At 53.5% G+C, this 17,685-nt stretch carries 16 protein-coding genes; 6 read left to right on the top strand and 10 right to left on the bottom strand.

Features of this window, described 5'->3' with window-relative positions; translation table 11 throughout:
* Nucleotides 1-2: 2 nt before the first annotated feature.
* The gene (locus ACSEMK_RS20150; RefSeq protein ID WP_271032627.1) at nucleotides 3-1,175 is read left to right on the top strand and encodes a benzoate/H(+) symporter BenE family transporter; all 1,173 of its coding nucleotides are present in this window, start codon (nucleotides 3-5) and stop codon (nucleotides 1,173-1,175) included.
* Here the strand turns inward: ACSEMK_RS20150 and ACSEMK_RS20145 are convergent.
* The gene (locus ACSEMK_RS20145; RefSeq protein WP_113373266.1) at nucleotides 1,152-2,021 is read right to left on the bottom strand and encodes a helix-turn-helix domain-containing protein; all 870 of its coding nucleotides are present in this window, start codon (nucleotides 2,019-2,021) and stop codon (nucleotides 1,152-1,154) included. The two genes, ACSEMK_RS20150 and ACSEMK_RS20145, sit on opposite strands and share 24 nt — an antisense overlap.
* Before the next feature lie 183 nt (nucleotides 2,022-2,204).
* Between ACSEMK_RS20145 and ACSEMK_RS20140 the strand changes: the two genes are divergently transcribed.
* Complete coding sequence (locus ACSEMK_RS20140) at nucleotides 2,205-3,101, top strand: DMT family transporter (protein ID WP_213316169.1); 897 nt, start codon at nucleotides 2,205-2,207, stop codon at nucleotides 3,099-3,101.
* A 45-nt stretch (nucleotides 3,102-3,146) separates the two neighbouring features.
* Here the strand turns inward: ACSEMK_RS20140 and ACSEMK_RS20135 are convergent, their stop codons facing one another.
* Together ACSEMK_RS20135 and ACSEMK_RS20130 are read right to left on the bottom strand one after the other, a co-directional pair.
* Nucleotides 3,147-3,815 carry a DUF3313 domain-containing protein gene (locus tag ACSEMK_RS20135; protein ID WP_087859521.1) on the bottom strand — a complete coding sequence of 223 codons (669 nt, stop codon included), beginning with the start codon at nucleotides 3,813-3,815 and terminating at the stop codon, nucleotides 3,147-3,149.
* Between the two features lie 135 nt (nucleotides 3,816-3,950).
* Nucleotides 3,951-5,543 (bottom strand): ABC transporter substrate-binding protein, encoded by a 1,593-nt coding sequence (locus ACSEMK_RS20130; RefSeq protein ID WP_430915403.1) that lies wholly within the window; start codon nucleotides 5,541-5,543, stop codon nucleotides 3,951-3,953.
* Nucleotides 5,544-5,655: 112 nt separating this feature from the next.
* Between ACSEMK_RS20130 and pepT the strand changes: the two genes are divergently transcribed.
* Complete coding sequence (gene pepT, locus ACSEMK_RS20125) at nucleotides 5,656-6,885, top strand: peptidase T (protein WP_213316170.1); 1,230 nt, start codon at nucleotides 5,656-5,658, stop codon at nucleotides 6,883-6,885.
* On the opposite strand, the gene tehB is transcribed toward pepT, so the two are convergent.
* Both tehB and tehA read right to left on the bottom strand, forming a co-directional pair.
* Complete coding sequence (tehB, locus tag ACSEMK_RS20120) at nucleotides 6,882-7,478, bottom strand: tellurite resistance methyltransferase TehB (RefSeq protein ID WP_308958151.1); 597 nt, start codon at nucleotides 7,476-7,478, stop codon at nucleotides 6,882-6,884. The two genes, pepT and tehB, sit on opposite strands and share 4 nt — an antisense overlap.
* Nucleotides 7,479-7,480: 2 nt before the next feature.
* Nucleotides 7,481-8,479 (bottom strand): dicarboxylate transporter/tellurite-resistance protein TehA, encoded by a 999-nt coding sequence (gene tehA / locus ACSEMK_RS20115; protein ID WP_430915402.1) that lies wholly within the window; start codon nucleotides 8,477-8,479, stop codon nucleotides 7,481-7,483.
* 111 nt (nucleotides 8,480-8,590) lie between these two features.
* Here tehA and ydcK point away from each other — a divergent pair, with 111 nt between their 5' ends.
* Nucleotides 8,591-9,571 carry a YdcK family protein gene (gene ydcK, locus ACSEMK_RS20110; protein ID WP_430915401.1) on the top strand — a complete coding sequence of 327 codons (981 nt, stop codon included), beginning with the start codon at nucleotides 8,591-8,593 and terminating at the stop codon, nucleotides 9,569-9,571.
* A 4-nt stretch (nucleotides 9,572-9,575) separates the two neighbouring features.
* On the opposite strand, the gene rimL is transcribed toward ydcK, so the two are convergent.
* Nucleotides 9,576-10,136, bottom strand: a complete 561-nt coding sequence (gene rimL / locus ACSEMK_RS20105; RefSeq protein ID WP_087859512.1) for a 50S ribosomal protein L7/L12-serine acetyltransferase — start codon at nucleotides 10,134-10,136, stop codon at nucleotides 9,576-9,578.
* Between the two features lie 67 nt (nucleotides 10,137-10,203).
* On the bottom strand, nucleotides 10,204-11,859 hold the full coding sequence (locus ACSEMK_RS20100) for a glucan biosynthesis protein D (protein WP_430915400.1): 1,656 nt from the start codon (nucleotides 11,857-11,859) through the stop codon (nucleotides 10,204-10,206).
* A 322-nt stretch (nucleotides 11,860-12,181) separates the two neighbouring features.
* Between ACSEMK_RS20100 and ACSEMK_RS20095 the strand changes: the two genes are divergently transcribed.
* A complete protein-coding gene (locus ACSEMK_RS20095) occupies nucleotides 12,182-13,270 on the top strand; it encodes an NAD(P)-dependent alcohol dehydrogenase (protein ID WP_430915399.1) in 1,089 nt (362 codons plus the stop codon).
* Between the two features lie 41 nt (nucleotides 13,271-13,311).
* On the opposite strand, the gene ACSEMK_RS20090 is transcribed toward ACSEMK_RS20095, so the two are convergent.
* Nucleotides 13,312-14,085, bottom strand: a complete 774-nt coding sequence (locus tag ACSEMK_RS20090; protein WP_430915398.1) for an ABC transporter substrate-binding protein — start codon at nucleotides 14,083-14,085, stop codon at nucleotides 13,312-13,314.
* 11 nt (nucleotides 14,086-14,096) lie between these two features.
* Nucleotides 14,097-15,266, bottom strand: a complete 1,170-nt coding sequence (locus tag ACSEMK_RS20085) for a pyridoxal phosphate-dependent aminotransferase (RefSeq protein WP_430915397.1) — start codon at nucleotides 15,264-15,266, stop codon at nucleotides 14,097-14,099.
* Between the two features lie 285 nt (nucleotides 15,267-15,551).
* Between ACSEMK_RS20085 and ACSEMK_RS20080 the strand changes: the two genes are divergently transcribed.
* Nucleotides 15,552-16,898: an L-cystine transporter gene (locus ACSEMK_RS20080; RefSeq protein ID WP_087859508.1), complete on the top strand. Its 1,347-nt coding sequence runs from the start codon at nucleotides 15,552-15,554 to the stop codon at nucleotides 16,896-16,898.
* A gap of 50 nt (nucleotides 16,899-16,948) precedes the next feature.
* Here ACSEMK_RS20080 and ycaC read toward each other — a convergent pair whose 3' ends face one another.
* Nucleotides 16,949-17,572 (bottom strand): isochorismate family cysteine hydrolase YcaC, encoded by a 624-nt coding sequence (ycaC, locus tag ACSEMK_RS20075; protein ID WP_015366381.1) that lies wholly within the window; start codon nucleotides 17,570-17,572, stop codon nucleotides 16,949-16,951.
* Between the last annotated feature and the right edge of the window lie 113 nt (nucleotides 17,573-17,685).

The raw sequence follows: 17,685 nt of genomic DNA, 5'->3' as shown, positions 1-17,685 counted from the left end.
AGGTGTTCATGCGCTCCTTTACCCTTCCCATCCCCACGCTGCTCGCGGGATTTGTCGCCGTGCTGGTAGGCTACGCCAGCTCCGCCGCCATCATCTGGCAAGCGGCGGCCGCCGCTGGCGCCGACGCCGGGCAAATAGCTGGCTGGATGACCGCCCTTGGCCTGGCGATGGGCGTCAGCACGCTGGTATTAACGCTATGGCGTAAAGTCCCCATCCTCACCGCATGGTCAACTCCAGGCGCGGCTTTACTGGTCAGTGGATTACAGGGAGCGACGCTGGCGCAGGCGGTGGGAATATTTGTTTTCGCCAACGCCCTGATTCTGCTATGCGGCGTGACGGGACTGTTTGCCCGCCTCATGAAAATCATTCCGCATTCGCTGGCGGCGGCAATGCTGGCGGGGATCCTACTGCGTTTTGGTCTGCAGGCATTTGGCAGTTTGCAGGATAATCTCCCGCTATGCGGCGGGATGTTCGCCGCCTGGCTGTTATGCAAAGCGCTTTACCCACGTTTTGCGGTCGTTGCGGCGTTAGCGGCGGGCGGGATCATCGCCCTGCTAACCGGCGCGCTGTCGCCAGTGGCAAACGATATGGTTTTTGTTGCTCCGCAGTGGATTACGCCGCAGTTCACCCCTTCGCTACTGCTCAGCGTCGGTGTACCGTTTTTCCTTGTCACCATGGCGTCACAGAACGCGCCCGGCCTGGCGACCATTCAGGCATCAGGCTATCGGGTTCCGGTCTCGCCGCTTATCGTATTCACCGGCGCGCTGGCGCTGCTATTCTCACCATTTGGCGTCTATTCCGTGTGCATCGCCGCCATTACCGCCGCCATCTGCCAAAGTCCGGATGCGCATCCGGATGCGGATAAGCGCTGGCTCGCCGCAGCGGCGGCCGGTGTGTTTTATCTGTTGGCGGGGCTATTTGGCGGTTCGATAACCGCGCTAATGGCGGCGCTACCGCCGGTGTGGATCCAGATGCTGGCGGGGTTGGCATTGTTAGGAACCATTAGCGGCAGCCTCTATCAGGCGCTGGGGCATGAAAACGAGCGCGACGCCGCAGTAGTAACATTTTTAGTCACCGCCAGCGGTGTTAGCCTTGCAGGCGTCGGCTCGGCCTTTTGGGGGCTGGTCCTCGGCGGTATCAGCTATATGCTGTTAACCACGCTGCGCCGCGCGTAGCTGGCTTGGCGTAAGACCCGTGGCGCTCTTAACCCGGTGGCTAAAATGGCTGGCGGAGCTAAACCCGCAGGCCAGCGCTATCTCGGTCAACGGCCGTTGGGTGTGGCAAATCAGATGTTGCGCCTTGATCATCCGCCGCTGCATCACATACTGATGCGGCGCCATATTCATTGACTGGCGGAACATCCGCGCAAAATGGTATTCGCTAAGCGAAGCCTGGGCGGCAAGGTCGGCGAGCGTTAGCGGCTGCTCGAGGTGCTCCTCAATCCACGCCAACAGATTACGCAACAGATGCGGCGCCAGGCCGCCGGTAACCGTCGGCAGGCGCCACTGGACGTTCGAATAGTTTTGAATCAGATGCGTTAACAGCAGCGTACTGGCCGAGCTTAACAGTAATTGATTAGCCTGCTGGCGCCAGTCGTTATCGAGCAGAAACTGGCGATACACCGCGGTAATTTTGTCATCGCTGGCGAAGGTTTTTTCCTGCAAGGTGAAAGACGCCGGGCTGCGGTCCCAAATTTGCTCGCCGACGCGGCGCAGGTGCTCATCGGTGCAATAGAGATGAACGAACGAAAGATCGCCGCGAATATCCCAGGTGCTTTCGTCCCCCTTTGGCATCAGACAAAAACGATCCGGCCCGCCGCCGTTCCTCCAGCCGTAGGGCGTTTTTTGGTAGCTTTCGTAACCATCGGCCACATACAGGCTCAACGTGTGGTGGTCGCTGCGCACCGTGATCCGGTCAAGGTCGTTGTACCACGCGGCAAGCTGGATCCCGGAATTGAGTTCTACGGTCCCCCGCAGCACCGCATTTTGTTGTTGTAATGTTTCGAACGTCCCGTATGCCATAGCCTTCACATCGTTTTTAATCCGCAGACCTCTAGTCTATGAATTGTCATCACCGCTTACCAGCATTGACCATGAGCTTGTGAAAAATAAGCGCAAGATTTTGCAAGTCAGCAACAAAACGGTGACAGCGCTTTGCCAGGAAAAATCGCACACTTACGCCAGGCATATTAAAGGAGAGACATTTTGAACGCATTACTCTACGGGCTGGTGGTGGTTATCTGGGGTACCACATGGATTGCTATCTTTTTACAACAAGGGCCCGTCGCCGCGCCGGTATCGATTTTCTGGCGCTTTGCCGTCGCCAGCGTCACTATGCTGACAATTTTGCTGATTACCCGCCGCCTGCGCCCGCTGGCAATGCGCGATCATCTGTTTTGCATGCTGCAAGGCTGCTGCGTCTTTTGCTTTAACTTCTGGTGTTTTTATACCGCCGCGGCGCATATCAATACCGGTCTTGAGTCGGTCATCTTTTCGATGGCGGTCTTATTTAACGCGATCAATAGTTTTATTTTCTTCCGCCAGCAGCCACCGGGGCGCTTTTGGCTGGCTGCGGCACTGGGGCTTGCAGGAATTGTCACCCTTTTCTGGGACGATCTCCTCGCCAATGGTCTAAACGCGTCGCTGCTGTGGGGAATTGGCCTGAGCGCCCTGGGAACGTACGGTTTTTCATTAGGCAACATGTTGAGTATTCGCCACCAGCGCCGCGGGCTTGAGACATTAACCACCAATAGTTGGGCCATGTTTTACGGCACCCTGGTGATGGGGGCGATCGCGCTGCTGCGCGGCGATAATTTTACGCCACAGTGGACCTGGAGTTATATGGGCGCCCTGCTGTATCTGGCGTTGTTCGGTTCGGTTATCGCGTTCGGTGCTTATTTCACTCTGGTAGGCCGTATTGGAGCCAGCAAAGCGGCCTATAGCACGCTGCTTTTCCCGCTGGTGGCATTAACTATCTCCACCTTCTACGAAGGTTACGTCTGGCATAGCAATGCGGTGATAGGTCTGGCGTTAATACTGGTAGGAAATCTGGTGATGTTCGCCCGCCCCGAACAGCTGTTTTTGCGCCGCCGGCTGGCCTAATAATAAGCCCGTCAGGCATCGTGCCAGACGGGCTTAACGCATCAATTACTTCTGTGACGGATCGAATTTCACCGCGTCGATCGCCATATCATCAATCACCTGTTTCAACGTATCAGCGGTCAGCGGCGTGCTCTCATTAGACAGCGTTTTGCCTTCGCCCTTACGTACAACTTTAATAACCGGTTTATTGGTCTTCGCGTCGATCAGTTCGCCTTCGAAGTAGAGATTCGTGTCCATCGTGCGATGGCCGGTTGCCGCCTGGGTACCCGCGACAATCATCGCCACCGGGATCACTTCATAGAACTGCAGACCTTCTTTACTGGTATCAACACCGGTGATTGCGCCGCGGAAAATCAGACTGCGCGGGCCAGCCGTAGTCGCCAACGGTTTACGTTCGCTGATGGCCTGTTTCATCTGCTTGTTGGTGTAATTGAGGATGTCCTGCAGCGCTTTCTCCCCTACCTGAGTCGTTGGTTTCGGCACCGGGTAGTAGGTGATTGGACGGTAGACAACATTGTCGTAATTGCTCGGATTGTAGTCCGGGGAGATCCAGCGCAGCTCTGGTTTGCCGGAAGCCGAGGTAGTCTCTTTTAACTTAGAGTAATCTTTTAAGAACCCGGAATACTGATTCGGTTGCGCCAGTTTGGATGCACAACCGGTTAATGCCAGTAGCCCGGCCAGAGCGGCTACTTTAAATAACGTTTTCGTACGCATGGATGATCCCTGTAAATGCAGTTTGTCGGCAAGATTTATAACAAATTCCCACGCTAAGTTTTGTGACAAAAAAGGTGGTCCGTCAACTCCTTGCAAAAAATAAATCCGCCAATGCGGCGGATTTATTTATGGTGTTTATTTTACGTCCACTTGATAAAAAAGATGTTTACCAAACGGGTCGATTTCATACCCGGTCACCGATTTACTTACCGGCTCAAAAATAGTTGAGTGCGCAATCATCACGGCCGGCATTTGATCGTGCATCATCTGCTGCGCCTGTTTATACAAAGCTTCTCGTTGTGGCCTGTCGGTGATGGTTTTGGCTTCGGCGATAATTTTATCAAACGGCGCGTAACACCATTTCGCCGAATTAGAACCGCCGTTGGCCGACTGGCAGGTAAATAATGGGCCAAAGAAGTTATCCGGGTCGCCGGTCGCGGTGGTCCAGCCCATCAACGCAGCCTGATGCTCGCCGTCTTTCACCCGCTTAAGGTATTCGCCCCATTCATAGGTGGTGATTTTGGTCTGCACGCCGATTTTAGCCCAGTCGGCCTGGATCATTTCCGCCATCCGTTTCGCATTCGGGTTATAGGGACGCTGAACCGGCATCGCCCACAGGTCGATGGTGATGGGACCCTTCACGCCGGATTCACGCAGCAGCACTTTGGCTTTTTCCAGATCCCAACTGTAGTCCTGCAGATCGGCATCTGCACTCCAGACGCCAGGCGGCAGCAGATTTTTCGCTACCGTACCAGTGCCGTGGAACACCGCGTCAATAATTGCCGGTTTGTTGATAGCCATAGCCAATGCCTGGCGTACCTTAACGTTATCCAGCGGCGCTTTCTGCGTGTTGAAGGCAAGGAACCCGGTATTAAGCCCGGCTTTGCTCATCAGATTGATCTGCGGATTCTCTTTCATCCGCGGTAAATCGGCGGGATTAGGGAATGGCATGACCTGACACTCATTTTTCTCGAGTTTAGCGTAACGCACCGAGGCATCAGGCGTAATACTAAATACTAGACGATCGATTTTCGCTTTTCCCTGCCAGTAATCAGGGAATGCGGTAAACAAAATCCGCGAATCTTTTTGGTATTGCGCCAGCTTAAATGGCCCGGTCCCGATGGGATCCATATCAACGCGCTGCGGGGTTCCGGCTTTCAGCATCGCATCGGCATATTCCGCAGAGAGGATTGAAGCAAAATACCAGCCGAGATCAGCGACAAAAGGCGCCTCGGGGTGCGCGAGGGTAAAACGCACCGTATATTCATCCGGTTTATCAATTGCGGTAATTAACGAACCAAACTCCAGGCTTTCAAAATTGGAGTAGTTGCCATTAGAGACGTTATGATAAGGGTTATTCGGATCCTTTTGCCGCATAAAGGAAAAAATAACGTCATCGGCATTAAAATCACGGGTCGGTTTAAAATACTTATTACTTTGGAATTTAACGCCCTTGCGTAAGTGGAAAGTATAAACTTTGCCATCGTCGCTCACCTCCCAGCTTTCCGCCAGGCTGGGCTGCAATTCCGTGGTGCCAACTTTAAAGTCCACCAGCCGGTTATATATCGGTACCGCGCTGGCATCGACGCTGGTCCCGGAAGTATAAAGCTGCGGATTAAAGTTTTCCGGCGAGCCTTCAGAGCAATAAACCAGTGTTTTCGCATTCACAGCGGAACTCACCGCTAATGCCGCTATCGTCAGAGCTATTGAAGTAAATGTGCGTTGCATGCGTTTCCCTTTTCATTTTTTGACTAATGAATAGCTTTTTGTTTTATTGCCCATAGATAACACTAAAGCCAGATTGCAAACACCCGAAATAATAAATTAAGAAGGAAACACTATGGCCTCGCCCTTAACCAGACAATTAACCCAGCGCTTCTTTCGCTATCTGGCTATCACCAGCCAAAGCGATCCACGAGCAACCACGTTACCCACGACGCCCGGACAACATCAGATGGCGCAGGCGTTAGCCGACGAGCTACGTCAGTTTGGCCTTGACGATATCGTTGTCGACGAGCACGCGACCGTAACGGCGGTAAAAAAAGGCACCGTCCCCGGTGCGCCACGGATCGGCTTTATCACGCATATTGATACCGTTGATGTCGGACTGTCGCCGGATATTCATCCGCAAATTCTGCGATTTACTGGTGAAGATCTCTGTCTTAATTCGGAACAGCAAATCTGGCTGCGGGTTAACGAGCATCCGGAAATTCTGGCCTACCGTGATGAAGAGATTATTTTCAGCGACGGCACCAGCGTACTGGGTGCCGATAACAAAGCGGCGGTGACCGTTGTCATGACGCTGCTGGAAAACCTGACCGCCGAACATAAGCATGGCGATATCGTCGTGGCGTTCGTCCCGGATGAAGAAGTGGGTCTTCGCGGGGCAAAAGCGCTGGATCTCTCGCGTTTTGCCGTCGATTTTGCCTGGACCATCGACTGCTGCGAACTGGGCGAGATCGTTTATGAAAACTTCAACGCAGCCTCCGCGGAGATACGGTTTACCGGCGTCACGGCGCACCCAATGTCCGCCAAAGGCGTATTAGTTAACCCGCTGTTAATGGCTACCGACTTTATGAGCCATTTCGACCGCCGGCAGACGCCGGAGCACACCGCCGGGCGCGAAGGCTACGTGTGGTTTAATGGTATTCATGGCGATCAGAACAGCACGCGCTTGCAGGCTAATATTCGCGATTTCGATCTGGACAGCTTTAACCGACGCAAACAACAGATTGGCGAAGTGGCAGAGAAAATCGCCGCCCAGTACCCCACTGCCAGGGTTGAATTCACGATAAGCGATACTTACAGCAATATCAGCAACGCCATTGGCGAAGACCGCCGGGCTATTGATCTGATGTTCACCGCGATGGAAAGCCTCGGTATAACGCCAAAACCCACGCCGATGCGCGGCGGTACCGACGGCGCAGCGTTATCGGCAAAGGGGCTGCTGACGCCGAACTTCTTCACCGGCGCGCATAATTTCCATTCGAAATTCGAATTTTTGCCGCTGCGCGCCTTTGAGGCCTCCTATCTAACCGCCCTGCAGCTGTGCCTGCTGGCGGCGGATTAAGCCGGTTTACGCGCCAGCATCGTGGCGAAGCGTAGCTTGATGCGGTTGCCGCTGGCGTCGGTGCGGTGCAATTCGCCGACATCTTCGTTGTACTTGAGGAACTGCCAGCCAGCATAATAGTCGCGCAGTTCTTCAGGTTTGAAGGCGAACGGGAAACCCACGGTACAAGGGTAATCTTCGGTATCCATGGCTGCCACAATCAGGTTATAGCCGCCAGGCTTCGTGCAGCGCTGCATGTTGGCGATAAGACCAGGGATGGTTTTGGCTTCCAGGAACATCATCACCACGGTAGAAAGAATAAAATCATACTCGCCATCAAAACTCAGCGTATTCAGATCCTTAACCGCAGTCTGCAGGTTCTCCAGCCCTTCGGCCTGACGAATGGTCTCCAGATTATCGATACTCATGGGATTCTTATCCCACGCGGTGACGTTGTAACCTTTCGCCGCCAGATACAGGCTGTTGCGACCATTGCCGCAGCCGAGGTCAAGCGTTTGACCCGGCTGCATCAGCGAGGCGGCATACACCACTTCTGAGTGGGTGCGCGTGAGGCCATATTTTTCTGTAAAGTAGTTTTCGTCACGAGTCGTCATGATTAATCCTTGTTTGGCAATAAAGTGGCACGGTCTACGCGAATTAACAGTTTACCCCGCACCAGCAGAAGAAAGGTACGCAGCAGCAGCAGGCCGATAATCAGGTTGCTAAAAATAAATAAGGGGATCGCCAGAGTATGGAAAAAACCGTGCGGCTGACCGTGCCCCAGATGCAGGCCGGTGGTCGCCAGTGCGGAAATCCCGAACGAGAAGCTCCAGAATGAAGCATTAAACGGCTGCTGCAGATACCACGGCATCAGGCGCAACATAAATAGCAGTTGCAGTAGCCCGTAACCAAATAGCATTTTGGCAAAAGTATCACCTTCGCCGCCGTTGACGCTGAGCCACGCGCTACAGGCCACCAGCGCAGGCGCCAGCTGGATACCCAACGATGTCCGCAATGCCGCCGGTAGCTCGCCGTTGCTGCGCAAACGCTGTAGGATTACCGGCTCCAGGCTGAGCCAGGAGAAGACGCCGGCGCCGAGAAACACCAGTCCGGCATCGCTGAATCCCAGCGCGCCGCAGGCCATGGCGCTGATAAAATTGTTGGCGACAGTCGGCAGATATAAACCGGGCGTCGTCGCCGCTCCCGGATGGTTACCCCGCCACAGCCCGGCGCTCTGCCAGGCCGCATAGCATAGCTGCAGCACTACCCCGATAATAAATAACCCCAATGATAACGCTCGGTACCAGGGGACAAAGCCGATTGCCACCAACAGCGTTGTCGCCGGAAGCAAACTGACAAAACTGCTGGCCACTGGATGACGCATCTCCTGTAGCACGCTCCACGGGAAACGAATGGCCCGTGCAATAAACGCTATCATTAATAGTGCCCAAATAATCGTCGCCAGCACCACCAACGCATCGCCAATAATCCTGCTCACCGGCCAGATGGTACTGGCATAGCGCCAGGCGAATCCCATGCCAATAGTTCCCAGCACTATACCAAAATAGCCAGCCGGTAGATTCAGCACCCGGTCGCTTACTGCGTTCTTATTCATTTTATTTAAACTTTCAATTTAATTTTAAGTTGCATTTTAAAGGAACCTTATAAAACGCGCTACGGAGATTTTTGCTATGTTTATGTTAACCAACGGTAAAGAGAGATACTGATGAATAAATATCGTCTGAGCGAGCACGCCCGCCTGTATCATTTCGAAGAAGACGGAATTAAACATAGCGTAAATCTGCGGCAAATCGTGGCGCTGATTGATTTCTCGGACGTTAAGGCGGGTAGCGAAGGTGGCTGGCTCGATGATGAAGCCGCTTTAAGCCAGGGCGGCGACTGCTGGATATATGACGCCAATAGCGTCGTCTTTGCTGGCGCGCGCGTTGACGACAACGCCCGTCTGACCGGCACCTGCGTAATAAGCCACGGGGCGACGATTAGCGATAACGCCTGGCTTGATAATGTTGAGGTAAGTCACGGCGCCAGGATAAGTGACAACGTCACTATAAAGCAATCGCAAATCCGTGGTGTCTGCCGAATCGCCGACCAGGCGCGTATTCTCCCCCATTGTCTGGTGATTGCCGCTCAGGGGCTGACTTCTGATGCCGACAAAGTGCTGCAAATTTATCAGCGCGCCACGGTCAGCGCCTCACGGATTGTTCATCAGGCGCAAATCTACGGTGATGCCGTAGTTGAGCATGCTTTTGTTGAACACCGTGCCGAAGTGTTCGATAACGCACGTATTGAAGGTAATGAAGATAACGATGTATGGATATGTGACAACGCCCGGGTCTACGATTGCGCGCGACTGGTTGCCGGGCGCGGCGAGGATCAAATCCCGACTCTGCGCTATAGTGCGCAAGTGGGTGAAAACGCCGTGGTCGAAGGCAACTGCCTGTTAAAGCATCGCGTCATGGTCGGCGGGCACGCCCATCTTCTCGGCGGGCCCATTCTGCTGGATGGCGAGATACTCATCGAAGGACATGCGACGATTCGTGGCGATGTGATTATCGAACATCAGGTAGAAATCTGCGGTAACGCCTGTATCGAAGCGCTGGAGGGTGACAAAATTCATCTTCGCGGGCGCAAAATCGTCAGCGGCGACGAGCATATCACCCGTACGCCGCTGCTGGGTTCGCTGTAGCCACTTATTGCGGGTCGATAATCCGCGCGTAGATATTCTGATCGTCATACGCGCCATTTAAAAACTCGGCCTGCTTCAGACAACCTTCCAGTTGGAAACCATTGCGCAGCGCCACCTGATTACTGCGCTGGTTGGCGACCCGACATTTAATAACGAAACGGCGCACGATGCCCGTTTGCGCATAATGGTGGATAAACGCCTGTAACGCCTGTGATAACAGTCCCTGCCCCTGATGGTTTTGATCGATCCAGTAGCCGATATAGGCCGTCTTGTTCAACGGTTCAATCTGGTTAAATGACAGTACGCCGATCATCTGCCCCTGTAAAAACAGCAGGAACATTTTTGCATAACCGCGCTGGTGCAGCATCACGTTTCCCTGCACATGGCGCCGGGTTTCATCTTCACTCAGCACTTCCGCGGGCCAGCTTAACGTATGCTGCAACCAGTCACGGTTTTTGAGCACCAGTTGATGTAGCTCACTGACGTAACGTTCGTCAACCGCACGCAGCTCCAGCTGTTCGTTGACCGGGATAGTTTCGATGGTGGGGCCGTTTTCGGCAGTCATGGCAATATCTCACTGATAAACAACAACGCCCGCAGTAGCGCACCGCGGGCGGGTATCAACGACCTGGTTATTTCATAATCCGGTCATCAACGTAGTTACGCCGATCCGCCGCAGGCGGGAAGTACTGATACAGCCACGTTTCGCTGATAGCGTCGCCACGGCAGCGCAGGAACATGCGCATCTCCACCGGATCGGTGGAATCTGAAGTCGGATACCAGTCAAAGAGAATTCGATAGCCGTCAAACGGCTCGACGTAGAGGATCTCTACCTGCTTAGCCTCGCCGCTGGAGAGCGTAATCACCGGCTCAATACCTTTCGGCGCCGCGGCTTTCAGGTCGCCGCCAACAAAATCGATAGCAAAGCGGCGCGCCCATTTGTCCGGATAATGTTCACCCGGCGCCCATCCTTCCGGGAAGCCGCCCATTCCGGTACGTGTCGCCAGCACTCGCGCCAGCGGAGAGCGTACCGGCGGTTGCGCGCTCCAGTACAAGCGGTAGCTAAAGTCCAGTTGATCACCCGCTTTTACCGGTTTTTCCGGCTGCCAGAAGCAGACGATATTGTCCAACGTTTCGCCGGTAGTCGGGATTTCCATCAGGCTAACGGCCCCTTTTCCCCACTGATTACGGGGCTCCACCCACAGGCTCGGGCGCTTGTTATACCAGCCCATCACATCCTGATAATGACTGAAATCGCGATCCAGCTGCAGCAGGCCAAATCCCTTCGGGTTTTTATCCTGGAACGCGTTGAACTGCAGCTTTTGCGGATTATTCAGCGGACGGCAAATCCACTCGCCGTTGCCGCGCCACATCGACAGGCGGTCAGAATCGTGGATTTGCGGATGGATGGTATCGCACATCCGGCGTTCGTTATTACCGCAGCTGAACATGCTGGTCATCGGCGCAATGCCCAACTGCTTAATGTCTTTGCGCGCATAGAGATGATTTTCGACATCCATGATCACCTGCGTTTCCTGGCAATTCACGGTGAACTTATAAGCGCCGGTGACGCTTGGGCTATCGAGCAGCGCGTAAACGGTGAACACCGTCGAGCCAGGTTTGACGGTTTCAAACCAGAATGACGTGAAATCCGGGAACTCTTCCGGCGTATCGGTAAAGGTGTCGACGGCCAGACCACGCGCCGACAGGCCGTACTGGTAAGTGCTGTCGACCGCGCGGAAGTAGCTGGCGCCCAGGAAGGCGACGATATCGCGGCGCGCCAGTTCCGGCGCCTTAAACACACGGAAACCGGCGAAACCGAGATCGGTCTGCCCTTCCAGCTGTTTGGTATCAACGCCGGCGTCGTTGTACTGGAACAGCTCCGGACGGAAGTGTATCTCCCGCGCCTGCTGAGACTGGGCGTCCAGCGAGAACATACGCACCCGACGGCGGAAGCCCATACCAACATGGAAAAACTGGATATCCAGCTTACGCTCTTCAACGTTATTCCACAGCGAATGCGCCGCATCATACTGAATGCTGTTATAGGCCTGAGGGGTCAGATTCGCCAGCGTCGGCGGCAGGTCACGCGGCGCGCCGCCCCACGGCTGACGGGCTAAGTCATGAGCCATCGCCTGCAGGACGGAAAAGTCAAAGCGGCGCGTCTGGCCATCGGCGATAGCAGAGTCCGCGGCGAAAGCCGCTTTAGTGAATAACGAGGCGACTCCTGACGTTCCGCATACGGCGGCAACAGCCATGGATGATTTAAGAAAACGTCTGCGGTTCATGCCTGGAAAAGCGTCCTTTTTGAGAGTTCGACGGATACGCAACGTTGCAAACATCTGCGTCGTGAATTCCGCTCACTCTAGACAAAAATGATTGATAATCCAATTGTTGGCAGGCGAAAAGCATGAAAAAAAAGATGTCCACCGGAACAGACTGAATAACCACCCAGCGATCGCTATCGCTGAGCTGTTTTGGCGAACACGCGCCGATCCGATACCTAACCGTTTTTACCCGCATTTTGTTTATTTTCAGCACGAACAGGATAAATTTTCATCACGCCAGGTGTAATCTCTACTCTCCAGGGAAAAATGTCAGGAGTATCTAATGAAAGTAAAAGCCGCCGTGACGTTGGGTTATCAACAGCCATTTAGCATTAAAAATATTCAGGTTAGCGCCCCTAAAAAAGACGAAGTGATGGTAAAAATTGTCGCCACAGGCGTTTGTCATACCGACGCGGTGATCCGCGATAACGCCGGGATCCTGCCGATGCCCGCCATTCTGGGCCACGAAGGCGCAGGTATCGTGGTTAACGTCGGTGATGCCGTTCGTGGGGTCGAAATTGGCGATCACGTGGTACTGAGCTACGCCGCCTGCCATCACTGCGAAAACTGCCTCACCAACCATCCTTCCGCGTGCGAAAGTTTCAATGACTTAAACTTTGGTGGACGCTTAGACGATGGCACCACCCCTTATCGTCTGGATGATCAAGAATTATCCGTCTTCTTCGGTCAATCTTCGTTTAGTCAGTATGTGGTCACCAAAGCGACGAATGCTATTGTTGTCGACCGTGAAGTCGAACTATCGCTTCTTGGTCCGCTGGGTTGCGGAATTCAAACCGGTAGCGGCACGGTGTTAAATCGACTAAAACCGGTGGCCGGGGAATCGTTAGTGGTATTCGGCTGCGGCGCGGTTGGTTTAAGCGCCATTATGGCTGCAAAGCTCACCGGCTGTAGCCAAATCATCGCCGTCGATATTCATGCCAATCGCCTTGAGCTGGCACGTGAACTCGGCGCAACCCACGTGATCAATGGCAAACAGGAAGATAGCGTTGCGGTTATTCGCCAACTGACCGGCAAAGGCGCGCACTACGCCATCGAAACGACCGGCGTCACCACCATCGTTCTGCAGGCAATCCACGCGATTAAGCCGTTAGGCACGGTGGCGGTCGTCGGCTTTACGGGCGATATCACCTTTAATGTCCAAAACGATCTAATGGCGGAAGGTAAATCATTGATAGGAGTAATCGAAGGAGACGCCGTGCCGCAGCTGTTTATCCCGCAGCTGGTACAGTTTTATAAACAAGGAAAATTCCCCATTGATAAGCTTATCGAATTCTATCCGCTCGAAGAGATTAATCAGGCTTTCGCAGATTCAGCTTCCGGTAAAGTCATCAAACCGGTGGTGCTGATGTAATGCGGGCGGCTCTTTGCGAAACAAAGAGCCGCAAGTAAAGATTATTTCACACTGACGTCGATACCGGGGAAGTACTTCGCCGCCAGACGGGTGATAGTGCCGTCGGCACGCACTTTATCAATTGCCGCGTCGAGCTGTTTTTTAGTTGCCTCATCGCCCTTGCGCAAGCCGTAGCCAATACCGCTGCCCAGAATCGTATCATCAGCCACCGGATTACCGATAAAACCGAATCCTTTACCCTGCGGCTTACTGAGGAACCCGGCCTGCCCGGCCGCGGACATCACCAGCGAGGCGTCGATACGGCCGTTAAGCAGATCGGCCCACGCCATGTTCTGGTCTTTATAGGAAACCACCGTGACGCCGTGTTTTTCCCAATGCTCTTTGGCAAAGGTTTCCTGAATCGAGCCCTGTAGCACGCCGATGGTTTTGCCCTTCAGCCCATCCGGCGTCGCCTGCATACCGCTGTCGGCCTTGCCCACCAGCTGTGAAGGAATACGGTAGATCGGCTGGGTGAAATCAATACTCTTGCGCCGCTGTTCGGTAATGTTCATCGCCGAATTAATCGCGTCGAATTTCTTCGCCACCAGTCCCGGAATGAGCGCATCAAAGGAGGTTTCGACCCAGCTGCATTTCAACTGCGCGGCCTGACAAATCGCGTTGCCGAGGTCAATATCAAAACCCTGCAACTCCCCTGCCGGATTACGGCTTTCGAACGGCGGATATTCCGCCTCCACGCCGTAGCGTAATTCGCTAGCGGCAAAGCTTGATACGGTACACAGCATTCCCAAAGCAAGGGTTAGGGCTTTTATTTTCATCGTCTGGCTCCTTAACGCGGCTTAACGCGGCACAGCGCCTGCGCGCCGGCCCGCAATGTGGCTTCATCTTTGGCAAAAGAGAGCCGAATCAGTTTGTTATCAGTACCATCGGTATAAAATGCCGATAGCGGAATCGTGGCGACGCCGTATTCGGTAATCAACCGCTTCACCATCTCGCTGTCATGCTCATCGCTGAAATGGCGATAATCCGCCAGCATGAAGAAAGAGCCGGCGCTCGGCAATAAGCGGAACGGCGAGTCTTGCAGCAGTTGCTGGAGCAAATCACGCTTTTGCTGATAAAAGGCGGCAAGCGACAGCCATGAAGCCGGGTTCTGCATATGCTCTGCGAAAGCGTACTGCATCGGCGTATCGGCAGAAAACATGAGGAACTGATGTACCTTGCAGATCTCATCCATCAGCGCCGCTGGCGCCACGCAATAACCAACCCGCCAGCCGGTCACGTGGTAGGTCTTGCCGAAGGAAGAGATAATCACGCTGCGTTCCGCTAGCTGCGGATGGGTCGCCATGCCGTGATGCTTTTCGCCGTCGAAGACTACGTGCTCGTAGACTTCGTCGGACAAAACCACGATATCGGTATTGCGGATCAGCATCGCCAGTTGATTAAGGTCGTCGGCGGATAGTACCTGGCCGCTTGGATTATGCGGCGTATTAATGATGATCATCCGCGTCTTCGGGGTAATCGCGGCGCGCACCTCGTCCCAGTTAATCGCGAAATCCGGCACGGTGAGCTTAATCGCCACCGGGGTCGCGCCTTGCAGACGCACGATCGGCGCATAGCTATCAAACGAAGGCTCAAAGTAAATCACCTCGTCGCCAGCATGTACCAGCCCGGCAATGGCGGAATAGATCCCCTGGCTGGCGCTAGCGGTAACCAACACTTCACTATCGACATCATATCGCGTGCCATATAACGTGGCGATTTTGTCAGCGATACGCTCTTTTAAAGCCCGCAGGCCGGTCATCGGCGCGTATTGATTATGTCCGGCGGTCATCGCCTGCGTCACGCCGGCCACCAGATGTGGGTCGCAGGCAAAATTAGGCGCACCCTGAGAGAGATTAATCGCGTTATGCTGCGCTGAAAGCTGGCCAATAACGGTAAAAATCGTGGTGCCGACATCCGGCAATTTCGAGCGAGTGGTGACCGAAGCACTAAGAGCCATGATTAATCCTTTCTCGTTTTATTTGCATATCCATTCAAACCAAAGCGACTTCAGGCGACAAGCGAATTGTTATCATAAGAGCTATGCATTCCGATCATGGCTCAGGACGCCTTTAAAACATGACGGGGCTAACACTCAGGCCATAAACCACAATTTTTGTATGCCTTATACTATTCAATTCTTTATAATCCCCAGCGGTTCTAAGGCTACTGACCGTCTTAGAGAAATTTAGAATATATCTCTTTCCGGCATTTCAGGTGCTGAATGGGGCAAGAGGCAAATCTTATGTTTATTACGCCAGCGTATATCGCGTTATTTTTAATCGCATCATGGGGACTTTTTAAACTCGACCAAAAAAGCAACTCGTTATCAAAAAGCGTTTTTATCGCTATCTTTCTCGGCGCCCTTCTCGGATTATCGCTCCATTTCATTGCCAACGAACCGCGTAAAACGGTCATTGATTGGTACAGTATCGTCGGCAACGGCTATGTTAATTTGCTGAAACTTGTCGCGGTTCCGCTGATTTTTATTTCAATTTTGTCAGCGATTAACAAACTCGAAAATAGCGCCGGTATTGGCCGAATGTCCTTAACCATCGTCGCCTGCATGCTGTGTCTGGTAATGATTGCGGGTTGGGTCGGCTTGTTTACCGCTAACCTGATCGGTCTCGACGCCAGCGCATTCAGCCATATGCAATCGACGCTGACCGCCGAAGACGTCAGCAAAACCGCAGCCGTTTCGCTACCCCAACTGGTCACTTCGCTGATCCCGACAAATATTTTTCTCGACCTGACCGGCGCGCGCAGCGTATCGGTTATCGGCATCGTCATCTTTACCCTGCTGGCCGGCGTGGCGTTATTGAAGGTGAAAAAAGAGGCGCCGGAGGAAGGTCAAAAATTAAGTAGCGGGATTAACGCGATTCAAATTTGGGTGATGAAGATGGTACGTATCGTCATAGCGCTGACGCCATACGGTGTCCTCGCATTGATGGCAAAAGTCTTTTCAACCTATCAGCTAGCGCAATTCACCAGCCTGCTAGGCTTTATCGCCGCCTGTTATCTGGCAGTCGCCATGATGTTTATCGTGCATGCGATTCTGCTGACTATTAGCGGTCAAAATCCTCTGCGCTACTTTAAAACGGTGTGGCCGGTGCTTACCTTCGCTTTTGTTTCCCGCAGCAGCGCGGCTTCGATTCCATTAGCGATTACCGCTCAGGAAAAATTCGGCGTGCCGAATACCATCGCCAACATTGCCGCCTCTTTTGGTTCCAGTATGGGGCAAAACGGCTGCGCCGGAATCTATCCGGCCATCATGGTGGCCATGATTGCGCCCACGCTAGGTATCGACCCGCTGTCGTTCTCGTTTTTAGCCAGCTTACTTCCGGCTATCGCTCTGGGCTCAATTGGCGTCGCAGGCGTCGGCGGCGGCGGGACATTTGCGGCGTTGATTGTCCTGTCTACGCTCAACTTCCCGGTGGCGCTGGTCGGCATTTTTATCGCCATTGAGCCAATTGTCGATATGGCGCGTACCGCGCTGAATGTGAATGGGTCGATGATGTCTGGCGTACTGGCGACGCGGCTATTGAAAAATCAACGTACAAAGTCGCACCCTGTCGCCTCGATGAGTGAATAATCCCGTCTGATTGAAGCGGCGGCCAGGCCTGAAAACTGGCCGCCAGCTGTTTATTTCTTGCTCAACAGGTTAAAACTGGTCATCAGGTTCCGATAATCCGGAATGTGGTTAGAGAACAGGGTTCCCAATCCTTCAATATCATTGCGCCAGTCGCGGTGCAGCTCACAGGCCACGCCAAACCACGACATTAACTGCACGCCCGCCTGAGACATACGATCCCACGCCGCATCACGGGTGATCGGGTTAAAAGTACCGGAAGCATCGGTCACCACAAAGACGTCGAATCCCTCTTCAATCGCCGACAGCGCCGGGAAGGCCACGCAGACTTCAGTGACGACACCGGCGATAATCAGCTGTTTCTTACCGGTGGCTTTTACCGCGTTGACGAAATCTTCATTATCCCAGGCGTTAATATTGCCGGGACGAGCGATATAAGGGGCGTCAGGGAACTGTTCTTTCAGTTCCGGCACCAATGGGCCATTAGGGCCATTCTCAAAACTGGTGGTCAGAATCGTCGGTAGTTTAAAGTATTTAGCCAGATCGCTGAGAGCAAGGACGTTGTTCTTAAATTTATCCGGCTCGATATCACGAACCAGTGAGAGCAGCCCGGTCTGGTGGTCAACCAGTAATACTGCCGCATCATTTTTATCCAGACGAACATAAGGTTTAGACATGGTGGCTCCTTTTATACACATCAACTAATCGGTGAGAAACGTTGTATCAACGAGACTAATAATAGTGTAAGCACTGGATGACGATTAGATGGCAAAAACGGAACGCATCGTCC

It is taken from the genome of Klebsiella sp. K-3 (genome assembly GCF_051207495.1).
In the GTDB taxonomy this organism is placed as follows: Bacteria; Pseudomonadota; Gammaproteobacteria; order Enterobacterales; family Enterobacteriaceae; genus Klebsiella; species Klebsiella aerogenes.
This window is presented reverse-complemented; position numbering and strand designations above follow the sequence as displayed.